Annotated in this window: 10 protein-coding genes; 8 read left to right on the top strand and 2 right to left on the bottom strand. The window is 73.0% G+C overall.

What is annotated here, in order from left to right:
* Nucleotides 1-39: 39 nt before the first annotated feature.
* Nucleotides 40-2,592, top strand: coding sequence for a discoidin domain-containing protein (locus tag ACIRQF_RS05860; RefSeq protein ID WP_404089168.1), 2,553 nt, complete (start codon nucleotides 40-42; stop codon nucleotides 2,590-2,592).
* Between the two features lie 114 nt (nucleotides 2,593-2,706).
* Here ACIRQF_RS05860 and ACIRQF_RS05855 read toward each other — a convergent pair whose 3' ends face one another.
* Nucleotides 2,707-5,553 (bottom strand): SpoIIE family protein phosphatase, encoded by a 2,847-nt coding sequence (locus tag ACIRQF_RS05855; protein ID WP_404089166.1) that lies wholly within the window; start codon nucleotides 5,551-5,553, stop codon nucleotides 2,707-2,709.
* A gap of 121 nt (nucleotides 5,554-5,674) precedes the next feature.
* Here ACIRQF_RS05855 and ACIRQF_RS05850 point away from each other — a divergent pair, with 121 nt between their 5' ends.
* The 4 genes from ACIRQF_RS05850 (at nucleotide 5,675) to xdhC (ending at nucleotide 11,744) form a co-directional block, all read left to right on the top strand.
* Nucleotides 5,675-6,340: a class I SAM-dependent methyltransferase gene (locus tag ACIRQF_RS05850; protein ID WP_376631148.1), complete on the top strand. Its 666-nt coding sequence runs from the start codon at nucleotides 5,675-5,677 to the stop codon at nucleotides 6,338-6,340.
* Nucleotides 6,341-7,076: 736 nt separating this feature from the next.
* A complete protein-coding gene (locus ACIRQF_RS05845) occupies nucleotides 7,077-8,552 on the top strand; it encodes a xanthine dehydrogenase small subunit (RefSeq protein ID WP_404089163.1) in 1,476 nt (491 codons plus the stop codon).
* Nucleotides 8,549-10,933, top strand: a complete 2,385-nt coding sequence (xdhB, locus tag ACIRQF_RS05840; protein WP_376631144.1) for a xanthine dehydrogenase molybdopterin binding subunit — start codon at nucleotides 8,549-8,551, stop codon at nucleotides 10,931-10,933. Before ACIRQF_RS05845 ends, xdhB begins: the two co-directional genes overlap by 4 nt.
* A 1-nt stretch (nucleotide 10,934) precedes the next feature.
* On the top strand, nucleotides 10,935-11,744 hold the full coding sequence (xdhC, locus tag ACIRQF_RS05835) for a xanthine dehydrogenase accessory protein XdhC (RefSeq protein ID WP_376631356.1): 810 nt from the start codon (nucleotides 10,935-10,937) through the stop codon (nucleotides 11,742-11,744).
* A gap of 74 nt (nucleotides 11,745-11,818) precedes the next feature.
* Here xdhC and ACIRQF_RS05830 read toward each other — a convergent pair whose 3' ends face one another.
* Nucleotides 11,819-13,369, bottom strand: a complete 1,551-nt coding sequence (locus tag ACIRQF_RS05830) for a carboxylesterase/lipase family protein (RefSeq protein ID WP_404089160.1) — start codon at nucleotides 13,367-13,369, stop codon at nucleotides 11,819-11,821.
* Between the two features lie 206 nt (nucleotides 13,370-13,575).
* Here ACIRQF_RS05830 and ACIRQF_RS05825 point away from each other — a divergent pair, with 206 nt between their 5' ends.
* The 3 genes from ACIRQF_RS05825 (at nucleotide 13,576) to ACIRQF_RS05815 (ending at nucleotide 16,581) form a co-directional block, all read left to right on the top strand.
* A complete protein-coding gene (locus tag ACIRQF_RS05825; protein ID WP_382482723.1) occupies nucleotides 13,576-13,959 on the top strand; it encodes a VOC family protein in 384 nt (127 codons plus the stop codon).
* A gap of 316 nt (nucleotides 13,960-14,275) precedes the next feature.
* Nucleotides 14,276-15,772, top strand: a complete 1,497-nt coding sequence (locus ACIRQF_RS05820) for a globin domain-containing protein (RefSeq protein WP_404089157.1) — start codon at nucleotides 14,276-14,278, stop codon at nucleotides 15,770-15,772.
* 77 nt (nucleotides 15,773-15,849) lie between these two features.
* The gene (locus ACIRQF_RS05815; RefSeq protein ID WP_382482750.1) at nucleotides 15,850-16,581 is read left to right on the top strand and encodes a pyridoxamine 5'-phosphate oxidase family protein; all 732 of its coding nucleotides are present in this window, start codon (nucleotides 15,850-15,852) and stop codon (nucleotides 16,579-16,581) included.
* The last annotated feature ends 116 nt before the right edge of the window (nucleotides 16,582-16,697 follow it).

The following is a 16,697-nucleotide window of genomic DNA, read 5'->3' as shown; positions in this document are numbered from 1 at the left end:
AGGGGCCCGTCGCGCTTACGGTTCGCCCAGGAGGTCCGATTGCAGTCCAGACGCATCCGCGCCGTCGCCGGAGCATTCCGCCGCTCCCCTCTGCTCATCGCCTTCGCCCTCGGCTCGCTGCTCGTCGGGCTCACCCCGTGGCTGGGAGTGGCGAGCACGGCTACGGGCGGACACGGCCCGACGCCACCGCCGGGGCCCGTGCCCTTCGACCAGCAGACCGCGCAGCAGTCGCCGCACCACGGCGTCGCCCCGGCGAACGCCATGGAGCCGACGGCTCCCGTGCTCGTCCGGACCGGATGGACCGCCACGGCGAGCGACGAGGAGACCACCAGGGAGAACGGCCGCGCGGCCAACGTCCTCGACGGCAACACGGCCACCATCTGGCACAGCAGGTGGTCCGGGACCCCGGCCCCGCTGCCCCACAGCATCACCATCGACATGCACCGCACGACGGTGGTCTCGGCGCTCGTCTACCAGCCCCGTACCGACAAGGCCAACGGGCGCGTCGGCGGGTACAGCATCAGCGTGAGCGCCGACGGGCGTAACTGGGGAAGCCCGGTCGCCACCGGCACCCTCGCGGACGACGCCTCCGCCAAGACCCTCGGTTTCGCCCCGCAGGGCGCGCGGTTCGTCCGGCTCACCGCCGTCGCCGAGGCCGGCAACCGCGGCCCGTGGAGCTCCGCCGCGGAGCTCAACCTGCTCGGCGACCCCGGAACCCCGGCGGCCACCGTCGACCTTCCCCGGACCGGGTGGACGGCCACGGCGGGCGACGAGGAGACCGCCAAGGAGAACGGCCGCGCGCCCAACGTCCTCGACGGCGACGCCGCCACCCTCTGGCACAGCAGGTGGTCCGGGACCCCGGCCCCGCTGCCGCACCGCATCACCATCGACATGCACCGCACGGCGGCCGTCTCCGCCCTGGTCTACCAGCCCCGCAAGGACAGCCCCAACGGCCGCGTGGGCGCGTACACCATCACCACCAGCACCGACGGCACCACCTTCGGCGCACCGGTCTCCTCGGGCACCTGGCGCGACGACGACACCGTCAAGACCGCCACGTTCACCCGCACCGCCAACGCCCGCTACATACGCCTGACCGTGACCCGGGAGGCCGGCAACCGCGGGCCCTGGGCCTCCGCCGCCGAGATACGCCTGAGCGGACCGGCCAACCCGGCCGCCCACGGCTCCTGGAGCCGGATCACCGGCTTCCCCCTGGTGCCGGTGGCCACCGCCGTGCTGCCGGGCGACAAACTCCTGGCCTGGTCGGCGTACGCGGTCGACCGCTTCGGCGGCAGCAGCGGCTACACCCAGACCGCGATCCTCGACCTGAAGACCGGCAAGGTCACCCAGCGCCGCATCGACAACACCGGCCACGACATGTTCTGCCCGGGCATAGCGATGCTCGCCGACGGCCGGGTCCTGGTCACCGGTGGCAGCAACGCGGAGAAGGCGAGCATCTACGACCCCGCCACCGATGACTGGTCCGCGACGACCAGCATGAACATCCCCCGCGGCTACCAGGCCATGACCCTGCTCTCCACCGGCGAGGCCTTCGTCCTCGGCGGCTCCTGGAGCGGAGCCAGGGCCGGCAAGGACGGCGAGGTCTGGTCCCCGGACACCCGCACCTGGCGCAGGCTCCCCGGCGTCCCCGCCGCCCCGGCGGTCACGGCCGACCCGGCCGGCGCCTACCGCGCCGACAACCACATGTGGCTGTACGCCACCTCGGGCGGCAAGGTGCTCCAGCTCGGCCCGAGCAAGCAGATGAACTGGATCACGACCCGCGGGGACGGGAGCATCACCTCCGCCGGCACCCGCGCCGACAGCCCGGACGCCATGACCGGCAACGCCGTGCCGTACGACATCGGCAAGCTGCTCACCCTGGGCGGCTCGCCCGGGTACCAGCAGACCGCCGCCACCCGGCGCGCGTACACCGTCAGCATCGACGGAAACCAGGTCCGGTCCGTGCGCACCGGCGACATGGGCCACGCCCGCGCCTTTGGGAACAGCGTCGTCCTGCCCGACGGCAAGGTCGCCGTGTTCGGCGGGCAGGCGTTCCCCGTGCCCTTCAGCGACGCCACGTCCGTGCTGACCCCCGAGCTGTGGGACCCGGCGACCGGACGCTTCACCCCGCTCGCCACCATGGCCATCCCGCGCAACTACCACAGTGTGGCCAACCTGCTGCCCGACGGGCGGATCTTCTCCGGCGGCGGTGGCCTGTGCGGCGACTGCGCCACCAATCACGCCGACGGGGCCGTGTTCACACCGCCGTACCTGCTCAACGCGGACGGCTCGCCCAAGCCGCGTCCCGTCATCACCGGCGGCGTGCCGCCCCGGGCCGCCCCCGGCAGCTCGCTCACCGTCGCCACCGGGGGCCCGGTGTCCTCCTTCGTCCTGATGCGGGCCGCGGCCGCGACCCACTCCACGGACAACGACCAGCGGAGGGTCCCGCTGGCGTCCACCGCCGCGGGGACGGGCAGCTACACGGTGTCCGTCCCGGCCGACCCGGGAGTGGTCCTGCCGGGCACCTACATGCTCTTCGCCCTGAACGCCCAAGGGGTGCCGAGCATCGCGCGGTTCGTCACCATCTCCTGACGGCACGCAGCGGCGTCCGTCACCGGCCCGGAGCAACCGCGCCGGTGCCGGGCGCCGCGGGCGGGCACCGGTCACGTGGCCGCGGCCGAGGGCCGGCCCGGTGACGGGCGGCCCTCACAGCTCCGGGGCGGCGAGCAGAGCGGCCGCCAGGTCCGCGGGGGCGCCGGACAGCGCCTGCTCCGTCCAGATGCACTTCCCGTCCGCGGTGTAGCGCGCGCCCCACCGCTGGCTGAGTGCCGCGACGAGCTGCAGGCCGCGACCCCCCTCGTCCGTCTCCGCGGCGTGCCGGATGCGCGGCGTGGCCAGGCTCCCGTCGTACACCTCGCAGATGAGGACGGCGCTGTGCAGCAGCCGCAGTCGCACCGGGCCCTTCGCGTACCGCACGACGTTCCCGATCAGCTCGCTCGCGATCAGTTCGGTCGTCATCGCCAGTTCGTCCAACCCCCAGACCGCGAGCTGTTCCCTGATGTACCGGCGGGCCTGCCCGGCCGCCCGGGGGTCCTTCTCCAGCTCCCAGGAGGCCATCCGGTCCGCGGCGAGGGCGTGGACACGGCTGACGAGGAGGGCGGCGTCGTCGTTGGCGGCGGGCCGCTCGTCGGGCAGCAGACCGCTCGTGAGGATGTCGCAGAGCCGTTCCGGGTCCTGGTGGCCGGAGGCACGCAGGAGGCGCGCGAGCTCGGCCATGCCCTCGTCGATCTCCCGGTCCGGCGACTCGACGAGGCCGTCCGTGTACAGCACGAGAAGGCTGCTGTCGGGCAGCTCCAACTCGGTCGTCTCGAAAGGGGGTTCGGCGACCCCGAGGGGAGGGTCCGGGGACAGTTCCGGGAAGTGGACGGTGCCGTCGGGCCGGACGACGGCCGGCGGGGGGTGGCCGGCCCGGGCGATGCTGCAGATCCGGGTGCTGGAGTCGTAGACCGCGTAGAGGCAGGTGGCGTAGAAGTCCTCCCCGAGGTCGCCGACGATGTCGTTCAGATGGCTCATGACCTCGCCCGGGGGCAGCTCCAGGTCGGCCAGGGTCATGACGGCCGTGCGCAGCCGCCCCATGGTGGCCGCCTCCGCCAGGCCGTGGCCCATCACGTCGCCGACGACGAGGGCGACCCGGCCCCCGGAGAGCGGGATGACGTCGTACCAGTCGCCGCCCACGTTCATGCCCTGCCCGGCGGGCAGGAAGCGCGCGGCGGCCGTGCACGAGGGGCTGTCCGGCAGCCGCTGCGGGAGCAGCCCGCGCTGCAGCTCCTGGGAACGGGTGTGCTCGGCGTCGTAGAGCCGTGCCCGCTCCAGGGCGTGGGCGAGGAGCGCGCTGATCGCGGTCAGCAGGGTCCGCTCCTCGTGGTTCAGGCGGCGCGGCCGGTCGAAGGACACCGCGCACACCGAGAACGTGCGCCCGGACACGGTCAGCGGCAGGAACGCCCACGCCTGCTTGCCGGCCAGGCGCGGCCGGTACGCCAGATGCGGATAGAGCTCCGTGAACTCCTCGACCGAGGAGATGAACAACGGTGCGCTGCCGCGCACGGTGTCCCGGACCGGATCGCTCGCCGGCACCTTGCGGCCGTCGAACTCCTGGAGAAAGCTCTGCGGGTAGCCCACGGCTCCGATGATCTCCGCACGGTCGCCCTCGACGGAGACCACGGTCAGACCGGTGGCGCCGAACGGCGGCAGCACCCGCTCGGCCACGGCGTCGACGACATCGCGCGAGGTCGTCGCCTTGGCGAGCGCCGCGGTCAGCTCACCGGTGCGGGTCGAGCGGTCGGCGGCGGCGCGTTCGGCGGCGGCCCGCTCGGCCTCGCGCCGACGTGTGTCGGTGACGTCCGTGAAGTAGAGGGCGAGTCCGTCGGGGCTCGGGACGAGACGCAGTTGGTGGGAGCGTCCGGCCGTGATCCGTACGTCGAGTTCGGCGGTCGTGGCCGCCGAGGCGGCCTTGCGGCAGCGGGCCTCCAGGTCGGGAACGCGCTGCACAGCGGGGACTTCCCACAGGCTCCGGCCGAACAGCTCCGCCTCGGCCGCGCCGAGCGTGCGCTCCGCCTCCCGGTTGGCGAAGCTGATCCGCCAGTCGGCGTCCGTCAGGACGAACGCGTCGCTCATGTGGCGCAGGGCGCGGCTGAGCGCGTCCCGGGCGGTACGGGACTCGTGGCTGTCCCACACCATGCCCATCATCCGCACCGGTTGCCCCTTCTCGTCGTACTCCGCCGCCCCGCGGCCGTGCACCCAGCGGTAGCCGCCGTCCGGTTGCTCCACCCGGTACTCCGACTCGTAGAGCGTCCCGTCGCGCATCGCCCGCTCCAGCGCGGCCAGCGCGGAGGGCTGGTCGTCGGGGTGGATCGACTTCAGCCAGGTCGCCTCACGGGCGACCCGCTCGGCATGGAACAGGGCCGCCCCCGCCTCGTCCCACACCAGCTCCCCGGTGAGCAGGTCCCAGCTCCAGGTGCCGACCGCGACCTCCCTCAGCGCGTGGCGGAGGCGGCCGCCGACCAGTTCCTCACCGGGCGGCGGCATGGGCGGGGCCTGGCCCATGCGTTCGGACGTCCAGGCGACCACGCTGCGCAGGAACGTCCACTGCTCGCCGCTCGGCGTGCCGTGGGCGCCCGTCACGACGGTGAGGGCGCCCAGCGTGCGTCCGCCGCGGAGCAGCGGCACGGACGCGAATCCGGTGCCCGGCCACCGTGTCGCGGGGAACCCGGGGGCATGCGTGGAGGGGGTGGCCACCCACAGGCCGCGACCCGTGCGCACGGCGAACGTCGGCACCGTCGGTCCCGTCCGGTCGATGATCTCCCAGGGGCGGGTGAGCGCCGGCGGCAGACCCGTCGACGCCAGCAGGCGAAGGGCCGAGGTGGTACGGCCCAGGTGGACGGCGCCGCCCAGCGCGCCGAGCTCGGCCACCGCATGCTCCAGCGCCAGCCGGAAGGCGTCACTCTCCGTGATCCCCGGCTCCGTGCCCGCGAGCAGAGCGAGCCGAGCGTTCATCCGAAAAGTATAGGTCCGGGGCACTTTGTCGGCCCGGCCTGGCCCGGCGCACCGCAAGCGTGCGGCGCGGCCCCGGGCGTCCGTCTCGCCCCGCTCGCCACGACCGTGGATGGTTGATGCCATGACTCTCCGTCCGGTCAAGCCGCATCCGCTCTTCGCCCGCTTCTACGCGGGGGTCGCCGGTCCCGCCCTGGAACGGGCGGGGATCGACGCACACCGCCGGCGTCTGCTGTCCGGCCTGAACGGACAGGTGCTGGAGATCGGTGCGGGCAACGGACTGAACTTCCCGCACTATCCGCCGGGGGTGACCCGTCTGGTGGCCGTCGAGCCGGAGCCGAACCTGCGCGCCCTGGCCGTACGGCAGACCCGCGAGGCCCCCGTCCCGGTCGAGGTGACGGCCGGCCGCGCCGAGGAACTCCCCTTCCCCGACGCGTCCTTCGACGCGGCCGTGGTGTGCTTGACGCTCTGCTCGGTGGCCGACCCCCGGGCGGCCCTCGCCGAACTCCACCGTGTGCTCCGGCCCGGCGGACAGCTGCGATTCCTCGAACACGTGCGTGCGGACACCCCGGCGATGCGCCGTGTCCAGCGCGTGCTCGACGCCACCGTCTGGCCGCGGCTGGCCGGCGGCTGCCACACCGGCCGCGACACGGGGTCCGCCATCACCGCGGCCGGGTTCACCGTCACGGCCATGGACCGCTTCGCCTTCCCCGAGACCCGCGTCCCCGTTCCGGCGGGCGCCCACATCCTCGGTACCGCGGTACGCGGCGGCCCGGACGCTCCCCGCTGACCCGCCGCGTACGTGCCGCCCGGCTGCTCCCCGCTGACCCGCCGCGTACGTGCCGCCCGGATGCTCCCCGCTGACCCGCCGCGTACGTGCCGCCCGGATGCTCCCCGCTGACCCGCCGCGTACGTGCCGCCCGGGCCGTCCTCCGGAGGCGTCGACGGAAGCCGGTGAAAGTCGGTAGAATTCTGGATAAAGAGGACAGCTAGCCTTCGGGTGGCCGTGCCGCGGGTTCCCGACGCTCGTGCCCCGACCGCCGGGGTGCCCGCAACGCACAGTTCATAACGTGTTGCCGCCCTTTCGGCCGCAGATGCGAACGTCTCCGCGCGGGCGGGCGCACGCGTCGCGGCCGGGAACGGTCGCGCCGACAGAACGAGCAGCTCAGCGTCCCGGCTGGGTACCTTGACCGATGCGCTTCCGGCGACGTACTTTCGAGCGCACCGACCCGTGAGTTGTCGAAAGGAGGCGAGTCGGATGTCGATCTTCTCCGACCTGAATCGCCTCGCTCACCGGACCGCCTGGGTCCCGGGTCGTGTTGCGCACGGCTGCTGAAGCAGTCGCACTTCCGGCGTGCCCGCTCGTGGCCCCGGCTTCTCTTTTTTGATTTCTGCCACCACCCGCGGCGTGTCGTTGTGTACCCACCGACGCCTGCTCCGGGTTCTCTAGCTGCGCACTGAAACAGAAGGCCTGACATGGCGACCAGTACAACCAGTTCTCCCGTGCACCGAAATGAGGAAATGTCATGGTAGAGGCGCGGATCACCGTCAACGGGCAAGAAGCGCCGATTGCCCCTGCTGCGCCCCACGCCACGGTGCTCGACTTCCTGCGCGATCGCGGTCTCACCGGCACGAAGGAGGGCTGTGCCGAGGGTGAGTGCGGCGCCTGTTCGGTCCTGGTGGCCCGGCCCGGGGTGAACAAGCCCACCGACTGGGTGGCGGTCAACGCCTGCCTGGTTCCGGTCGCCGCGCTCGACGGCCAGGAGATCGTCACGGCCGAGGGCCTCGCCACGCCCGGCGAGCCGGGCACGCCCCCCACGCTGCACCCGGTGCAGGAGGAGATGGCGGTCCGTGGTGGCTCCCAGTGCGGCTACTGCACCCCGGGCTTCATCTGCAGCATGGCCTCGGAGTACTACCGGCCGGACCGCTGCGCCCACGGCGAGTCGGACGGGGACGCGGCCGGCCACGCCGACGCGGAGCACGGCCCCAACGGGTTCGACCTGCACGCGCTGAGCGGAAACCTCTGCCGCTGCACCGGCTACCGGCCGATCCGCGACGCCGCCTTCGCCGTCGGCGAGCCGGCCGAGGACGACCCCTTCGCGCAGCGCCGCGACGAGGCCCCGCCCGCGCCGGTCGCCACCGAGTACACCCAGGACGGCAGCACCTTCCTGCGGCCCGGCACCCTGGCCGAGACGCTGCGGGTGCTGCGCGAGCGTCCCGACGCGGTGCTGGTCTCCGGCAGCACCGACTTCGGTGTCGAGGTGAACATCCGCTCCCGTCGCGCCGGTTGCGTGGTCGCCATCGACCGCCTGCCCGAACTGCGGGAGCTGCGCGTCGAGTCCGACCACATCGAGATCGGTGCGGCCGTGACGCTCACCGAGATCGAGCGCCGTCTGGACGGTGAAGTCCCCCTGCTGGCCGAGCTGTTCCCGCAGTTCGCCTCCCGGCTCATCCGTAACAGCGCCACCCTCGGCGGCAACCTCGGTACCGGCTCCCCGATCGGTGACAGCCCGCCGGTGCTGCTGGCCCTGGAGGCGTCGCTGGTGCTCGCGGACGCCGACGGCGAGCGCGAGGTCCCGCTGGCCGACTACTTCACCGGCTACCGGCAGAGCGTGCGCCGCCCGGACGAGCTGATCCGCGCCGTGCGCATCCCGCTGCCGCTGGCGCCCGTCACGGCCTTCCACAAGATCGCCAAGCGCCGCTTCGACGACATCTCCAGCGTCGCGGTCGCCTTCGCGCTCGACATCGAGGACGGCGTCGTCCGCAAGGCCCGCATCGGCCTCGGTGGCGTCGCCGCCACCCCGATCCGCGCCCTCGCCACCGAGGCCGCCCTGGAGGGCAAGCCCTGGTCGACCGAGACCGTCGAGGCCGCGGCCCGCGAGCTGCGGGGCCAGGGCACCCCGATGGACGACCACCGTGCCAGCGCCCTTTACCGTTCCGCGATGCTCGGCCAGAGCCTGCTGAAGCTGTACGCCCAGACCACCGAGGCGGTGTCGTCATGAGTCATCTGTCCGAGCGTCCCGAGAAGCCCGTAGTCGGCGTCTCCATGCCGCACGAGAGCGCCAACCTGCACGTCACCGGCGCGGCGCTCTACACCGACGACCTGGTGTACCGCACCAAGGACGTGCTGCACGCCTACCCGGTCCAGGTGATGAAGGCCCACGGCCGGATCACCGCGCTGCGCACCGAGCCCGCGCTCGCCGTGCCCGGTGTGGTCCGCGTGCTGACCGGTGCCGACGTGCCCGGCGTCAACGACGCCGGCATGAAGCACGACGAGCCGCTGTTCCCCGACGAGGTCATGTTCTACGGCCACGCGGTGGCCTGGGTGCTCGGTGAGACCCTGGAGGCGGCCCGGCTCGGTGCCGCCGCCGTCGAGGTAGAGCTCGACGAGAAGCCCGCGCTGGTCACGCTGCAGGACGCGATCGCGGCCGAGAGCTACCACGGCGCGCGGCCGCTGATGGAGACCGGTGACATCGGCGCCGGCTTCGCCGACTCGGCGCACGTCTTCACGGGCGAGTTCCAGTTCTCCGGCCAGGAGCACTTCTACCTCGAGACCCACGCGGCGCTGGCCCTGGTCGACGAGAACGAGCAGGTGTTCATCCAGAGCAGCACCCAGCACCCGTCGGAGACGCAGGAGATCGTCTCGCACGTGCTCGGCGTCCCCGCCCACGAGGTGACGGTGCAGTGCCTGCGGATGGGCGGCGGCTTCGGCGGCAAGGAGATGCAGCCGCACGGCTTCGCGGCCGTCGCCGCGCTCGGCGCCAAGCTGACCGGCCGGCCCGTCCGCTTCCGGCTCAACCGGACCCAGGACCTGACCATGTCCGGCAAGCGGCACGGGTTCCACGCCACCTGGAAGATCGGCTTCGACGCCGAGGGCCGCATCCAGGCCCTCGACGCCACCCTGGTCGCCGACGGCGGCTGGAGCCTGGACCTGTCCGAGCCGGTGCTCGCCCGCGCCCTGTGTCACATTGACAACACCTACTGGATCCCCAACGCGCGCGTCGCGGGTCTCATCGCCAAGACCAACACGGTCTCGAACACCGCCTTCCGCGGCTTCGGCGGCCCGCAGGGCATGCTGGTGATCGAGGACATCCTCGGCCGCTGCGCGCCGCTGCTCGGCCTGGACCCGATGGAGCTGCGGGAGCGCAACTTCTACCAGCCGGGGCAGGGACAGACGACGCCGTACGGCCAGCCGGTCACGCAGGCCGAGCGGATCTCCAGCATCTGGCAGCAGGTCCAGGACGACGCCGGCATCGCCGACCGCAAGCGCGAGATCGCGGCCTTCAACGCCGCGCACCCGAACACCAAGCGGGCGCTCGCGATCACCGGCATCAAGTTCGGCATCTCGTTCAACCTCACCGCCTTCAACCAGGGCGGCGCGCTGGTGCTGATCTACAAGGACGGCTCCGTCCTGATCAACCACGGCGGCACCGAGATGGGCCAGGGCCTGCACACCAAGATGATGCAGGTGGCCGCGACCACGCTGGGCATCCCGCTGCACAAGGTGCGGCTGGCCCCGACGCGTACCGACAAGGTGCCCAACACCTCCGCCACGGCGGCCAGTTCCGGCGCCGACCTGAACGGCGGTGCGATCAAGAACGCCTGTGAGCAGCTGCGGGAGCGACTGCTGCAGGTGGCCGCCACCCAGCTGGGTGCGAACGCCTCCGACGTGCGCATCGTCGAGGGCGTCGCGCGCGCCCTCGGCAACGACAAGGAGCTGGACTGGGACGACCTGGTGCGCACCGCGTACTTCCAGCGCGTGCAGCTGTCCGCGGCCGGGTACTACCGCACCGAGGGGCTGCACTGGGACGCGAAGTCCTTCCGCGGCTCCCCGTTCAAGTACTTCGCCCACGGCGCGGCCGCGACCGAGGTGGAGGTGGACGGCTTCACCGGCGCGTACCGCATCCGGCGCGTGGACATCGTGCACGACGTCGGCGACAGCCTGTCCCCGATGATCGACATCGGCCAGGTCGAGGGCGGCTTCGTGCAGGGCGCGGGCTGGCTGACGCTCGAGGACCTGCGCTGGGACACCAGCGACGGACCGAACCGTGGCCGGCTGCTGACCCAGGCCGCGAGCACCTACAAGCTCCCGAGCTTCTCGGAGATGCCGGAGGAGTTCAACGTCACGCTGATGGAGAACGCCACCGAGGAGGGCGCCGTCTTCGGCTCCAAGGCCGTCGGCGAGCCTCCGCTGATGCTCGCGTTCTCGGTCCGCGAGGCGCTGCGGCAGGCCGCCGCGGCGTTCGGCCCCGCCGGTGTCAGTGTGGATCTCGGCTGCCCGGCGACGCCGGAGGCCGTCTACTGGGCCGTCGAGGCGGCCCGTCAGAGCGACGTGCGGGGCGGCGAGCACCGTACGGAAGCACACGCACTGAGCCATGCCTGACATGACCTGGGTCGCCGCGGTCGCGCGGTTGCGAGCACGCCGGGAGGCCGGCGTGCTGGTGACCGTCGCGACCGTGCGCGGTCACGCACCTCGCAAGGCCGGCGCCAAACTCGTCGTGGGACGGACCGAGGCCTGGGGTTCGATCGGCGGGGGCAACATCGAGGCCGTCGCGATCGACCGCGCCCGGGAACTGATCGAGAAGTCCGGCGCGGAGCCGGAGCTGATGGAGTTCGCCCTGAACGACAAGGTCACCGGCCGCCACGGCGTCCAGTGCTGCGGCGGTGCCGTCTCGGTGTTCCTGGAACCGCTGCCGGTGCTCCCCGCGGTGGCGATCTTCGGCATCGGGCACGTCGGCCTGGAGCTGGCCCGCATCCTGGCCCGCCACGATCTGGACCTGCACCTGATCGACAGCCGCCCGGACATGCTCACCGACGAGCGGCTCGCCGCGCTCGCGGACGCGGTGGCACAGACCCATGTGCACCACACCCCCCTCCTTCCGGAGGAAGTGCTCGAGGAGCTCGCACCCGGCACCCACGTCCTGATCATGACGCATGATCATGCCGAGGACGCCGCTCTGTGCGACGCCGCCCTGCGCACCCCGGGTCTCGGCTCGATAGGCCTGATCGGCTCGGCCGCGAAGTGGACACGCTTCCGGAAGCGCCTGGCCGACGAGGGCGGCCACGACGCCGACACGATCGACCGGATCAAGACCCCCATCGGACTGGCCGAGATCACCGGCAAGGAACCCGCCACGATCGCCGTGAGCGTCGCGGCGGACCTCCTCCTGACCTTCGAACGGGAGCGCCACTGAACGCCCGCTGAGACGCGGAGCCGGCCGCCCGCCGAGCGGCGCGGCCCCCCCGCGGTGCAGGTTCCAGCAGCGGTTCAGGGACGCAGCAGCGGGAAGCGGGCCTCGGCCCACAGGGCGCGGATCGCGTCGTGCCCGGCGTCTTCCGACGGACCGGCCTCGGTGGTCCACGTCCTCGCCCGTGTGGTGGCACCGTCGACCGGCGGCCAGCCCGGGTCCCCGTGCGTGGCGAAGCCCGCCCATGCGCCGACCATGCGCCGGGCCAGGTCGTGGTCCGCGGGGGAGGGGGCGCCGCCGATGAGGAAGGCCGCGGAGGCGTCGGCGTGGTTGCCGAAGGCGAAGGGGATGTCGGCGCAGTGCCAGGCCCGTACGACCCTGGCCCCGTCCGCCCCGTCCGCCCCGGCGCGCCTGCGGTCGTAGCGCGACAGGTGCGCCCGCCCGCCCGCCCCGGCGTGGGCCTCGGCGAGTCGGTGGGCGTACTCCGTGAAGAGGAGATCGCCGAAGACGGCGAGGTAGACGTCCAGCACCGGTGCCTGCGGCATCGTGTCGCGATAGCCGGCCACAAGGCCGTCGGGGAGGCCGAAGTCCCGTGCGAAGAGCTGCAGTTGTGCCTCCGTGGTCACCTTCGCGCTGCTGCCGACGGCGTCGAGCAGCCAGTACTCCTCCGTGGTGTGGCACACCAGCAGGTCCACTCCGGTGGCCGCCCCGCCGGCGATCCCCGTGAGCGGGTCGGTGGGCAGGACGTCGCCGTCGAGGACCGGGGCGTACAGCGAGGGGTCGTAGTGCCGGGAGCCGGAGGCGGGGGCGCCCCGGTAGCGGTCGACGACCCGGTCGGAGGCGGCGACCAGGGCCTCGGGTGACGCCGCCGCCAGCCCTTCGGGCGTGGCCGGGCACCCGGCCGCCGCCGCGACCTCGCGCGTCGTCGCCGCCGCGATGTCGAGCGTGTAGCAGGGGCTGGCGGGACTGTGGACGATGGCGCGGCGGAACAGCCCGCGCGCCCGCTCCATCACCATCAGGCAGGCGACCGAGGCGGCCCCGGAGGACTGGCCCGCGACCGTGACGTTGCCGGGATCGCCGCCGAACGCGGCGATGTTCTCGCGCACCCAGCGCAGGGCCGCGACCTGGTCGAGCAGTCCCCGGTTGTCGGGGTACGCGCTGTCCCCGGCGGCCGGTACGTGGCCGAAGCCCTCGAAGCCGAGCCGGTAGTTGAGGGTGACCACGACCAGCCCCGCCCCGGCCAGGGCGGTGCCGTCGAAGTCGGGCTGTGCCGAGGACCCGAAGGTGTAGGCGCCACCGTGGATCCACACCAGGACGGGCCGGCGGGCACCGTCGCGCGGAGCCGGAGTCCATACGTTGACGGTCAGTACGTCCTCGTCGCCGGGCGCCCAGACGGGCGCGCCGGGCAGCTCCGCCGACTGCGGGGCGACGGGGCCGAACTCCGTGCAGTCCCGTACGCCGCTCCACTTCCGCGCCGGGAGCGGCTCCCGGAACCGGTGGGCACCGAACGGCGGGGCCGCGTAAGGGATGCCGAGGACGGCGACGACGTCCCCGGCGCACCGGAAGCCCCGCACCGGGCCGCTCGTGGTCGGGAAGGTGGTGTTCGAAGGGGTGTCCGTCGGGGTGTTCAAGGAAGGGTGCCTCTCGCTGTACGCCGAATCGCCCGGTCGGCAGGCGACTTCAGGTGTCAGCCTGGCAGCGGGCGGCCCTCCGGCACCAACACCTTGATCACGACGATTCACCGCTCCGCGATGTCAATCCCTGTGCGTCAGGCCCTCCTTGGCGCCGCTCCGCGCGTGCGGCGGCGCCGGCCCTGGTGCTCCCTACACTGACGCGCATGGCATGCCGCATCAGTGAACTGGTCCTCGACTGCGCCGACGCCGAACGGCTGGCCGCGTTCTGGAGCGACGTCCTCGGCTATGTGGAGGTCGAGCGGGAGGACGACGGCAGCATCATGATCGGGCCGCCGGACCTCGGCTTCGGCGGCCCGCTGCCCGTCCTCGTCCTGAGCCCCTGCGGTGACCCGCGAGCCGGGAAGCTTCCGCTGCACCTCGACGTCAGCGCCACCGACCGTGACCAGGAGGCCGAGCTGGAGCGGCTGCTCGCGCTCGGCGCGCGGCACGCCGACGTCGGTCAGACCGGCGACGAGAGCTGGTACGTCCTGGCCGATCCGGAGGGCAACGAGTTCTGTCTCCTGCGCAGCCGGATCCGGCCCGTCTGAGTTCTTCCGTGCCCTGGTCGTGAAGACCGCTCAGAGAATGTGGAGGAATTCTGGGCGGCCGGTAAGTCTTCCGTCGTCGAATGGTGCGCTGATCCATGCCGTACCGCCGGCGAATTCGACCCGACTCACCAGTAACCCATTTCTGACCTGCGGCAACGCCTCTCGGGGGCGGGAAATGCATGGTCGGGGCGGGTTCGCGAGGTCGGGGTATGGTCGGCCGCGTTCACTCCTTCAGGTGAACGGGGGGCGGGAAAGGAGCCTGTTCGCGGCCCCGACGGCGAGGACCGACCGAAGACGTTCGAGGCGAGGCAGACCGATGGAAGTTCCGACCGCCGCATCGGCTGACGGTGACCGAAACGGGGGGCGCGCGAACGGCGGCGGAGGCTGGTTCGGGCCGAGCCCGACGGGCGGCCCGACGGCCCCGCAGCCCGCACCCGCCCAGGCGCCCCGCCCGGCACCCGCGCCCGCCCAGGCGCCCCGTCCGGCATCCGCACCCGCCCAGGCGCCCCGCCCGGCACCCGCGCCCGCGCAGGCGCCCCGTCCGGCACCTGCACCCGCGCAGACGCCCGCGCCCGCACCGGCTCACCACTCCGCCCCGCGGCCGGGAGCGCACCCGTCAGACCTCCTGAACTCCCGCCCGGCGGACCGTCCGAACCCCCGCCCGGCGGACCTCCCGCAGGACCGCCCCGAGTCCGACACAGCGCTCCTGCGGCGCACGCTCGCGGAGATCGAGCCGATCGCCGACGAGGTCACCTCGTACTTCTACGCCCTGCTCTTCGTCCGCCATCCCGACCTGCGCGGGCTCTTCCCCGCCGCGATGGACGCCCAGCGCGACCGTCTGTTCGCCGCCCTGCTCACCGCGGCGACGCACGCCGACGACCCGGTCACCCTGACCACGTACCTGACGCACCTCGGCCGCGGGCACCGGAAGTACGGCACGCTCCCCGAGCACTACCCGGCCGTCGGCGAGGCCCTGATCGGCGCCCTCGCGCGGTACGCCCCGGCGAGCTGGGGGCCCCGTACCGAGGCCGCCTGGGTCGCCGCATACACGACGATCTCCCAGATCATGATCGACGCGGCGACCGCGGACGCGCTCCGGGCACCGGCCTCGTGGCAGGCGGAGGTGGTCGCCCACGAGCTGCGCACCCCCGACATCGCCGTCGTGACCGTCCGGCCCGACCAGCCGTACCCCTTCCTCGCCGGGCAGTACACCGCCCTCGAGACGCCCTGGTGGCCGCGCGTCTGGCGGCACTACTCCTTCGCCTCCGCACCGCGCTCCGACGGACTGCTCTCCTTCCACGTCAAGGCGGTGCCGGCGGGCTGGGTCTCCAACGCCCTCGTCCACCGCGCCCGCCCCGGCGACGTCATCCGCATCGGCGCGCCCGCCGGTTCCATGACCGTGGACCACACCACCAGCAACGGACTGCTCTGCCTCGGCGGCGGCACCGGCATCGCGCCCATCAAGGCCCTCGTCGAGGACGTGGCCCAGCACGGTCGGCGCCGCGTCGTGGACGTGTTCTACGGAGCCCGCCGCAACGGCGACCTGTACGACATCGACACCATGCTGCGGCTGCAGCAGACGCACCCCTGGCTGTCCGTCCGCCCCGTCGTGGACGACGGCCCGGCCGGACCGCTGGCCGGCGGCCTCCCCGAGGCCGTACGCGAGTACGGCCCGTGGCACACGTACGACGTGTACCTGTCGGGACCGCCCGGGATGATCCGGCGCGGCGTCGACACCCTCCTGGGCATCGGCGTCCCCACCCACCGCATACGGCACGACTCCCTAGAGGAACTGGTCGGGGCAACGACGTGAGCACTTTCGAACACACCGGGCAGGCGACGGCGACGCCCTTGCGCACCATCCGCCCGGGCAGCGACGGCGAGCACGCCGTGCAGCAGCGCATGGGCAGCACCGGGCGCGCCGACCGCTTCTACGCCGACCAGGTCCTCGACCGGCTGAACCCGCGGATGCGGGAGTTCGTGGCACGCCAGGAGATGTTCTTCCTGGCCACCGCCGACCGGCACGGCGAGTGCGACAACACCTTCCGGGCCGGCCCGCCCGGGTTCCTCCACGTCCTCGACGACACGACGCTCGCCTATCCCGAGTACCGGGGCAACGGCGTCCACGCCAGCCTCGGCAACATCGAGGAGAACCCGCACGTCGGCGTCCTGCTCGTCGACTTCCTCCGCGACCGCATCGGACTCCACGTCAACGGCCGGGCCAGGGTCGTGGAGGACTCCGCGATGCGCCAGGACCACCCGTGGCTCGCGGGCGACCCGGTGCCGGGCCGCCGCCCGGTGGTGTGGGTCGAGATCACGGTCGAGGAGGCCTACATCCACTGTGCCAAGCACATCCCGCACCTCCAGAAGGTCCCGGCGCGCGGCTCCGGCCGTTCCTGGGGAACGGACGACTCCAAGCGCAAGGGGGGCGACTTCTTCGGCGCGGCCGCCGAGGCACCGGGCCGGGGCCCCTTCCTGCCGCCGCCCCGCGCGGACGCCGAGAGCTGGCGGGCCGAGGCCGAACGGGTCCTGGCCCGGGCGGCGCGCCACGGCTCGGAGACCGGCGCCGCGTCCGCGCGGTCCTCCTTCAGCGGCTGGTTCAGCAGGAGCACCACCGTCTGAGCCGCCCGGCCCACGCCCTCCGCGCACCTGTCACTCCTTCGGGGACTGTGCGGCGGCTCCTCCGGATGGCTTGATGGGACGGACCGCCGCCCACGCCGGGCGCCGGCGGTCCGCGG

Origin of the sequence: Streptomyces sp. NPDC101191 (assembly GCF_044767915.1) — a bacterium.
Taxonomy (GTDB): Bacteria; Actinomycetota; Actinomycetes; order Streptomycetales; family Streptomycetaceae; genus Streptomyces.
Note: the sequence above shows the minus strand (reverse complement) of the source record. Positions and strands in the feature narration are given on the sequence as shown.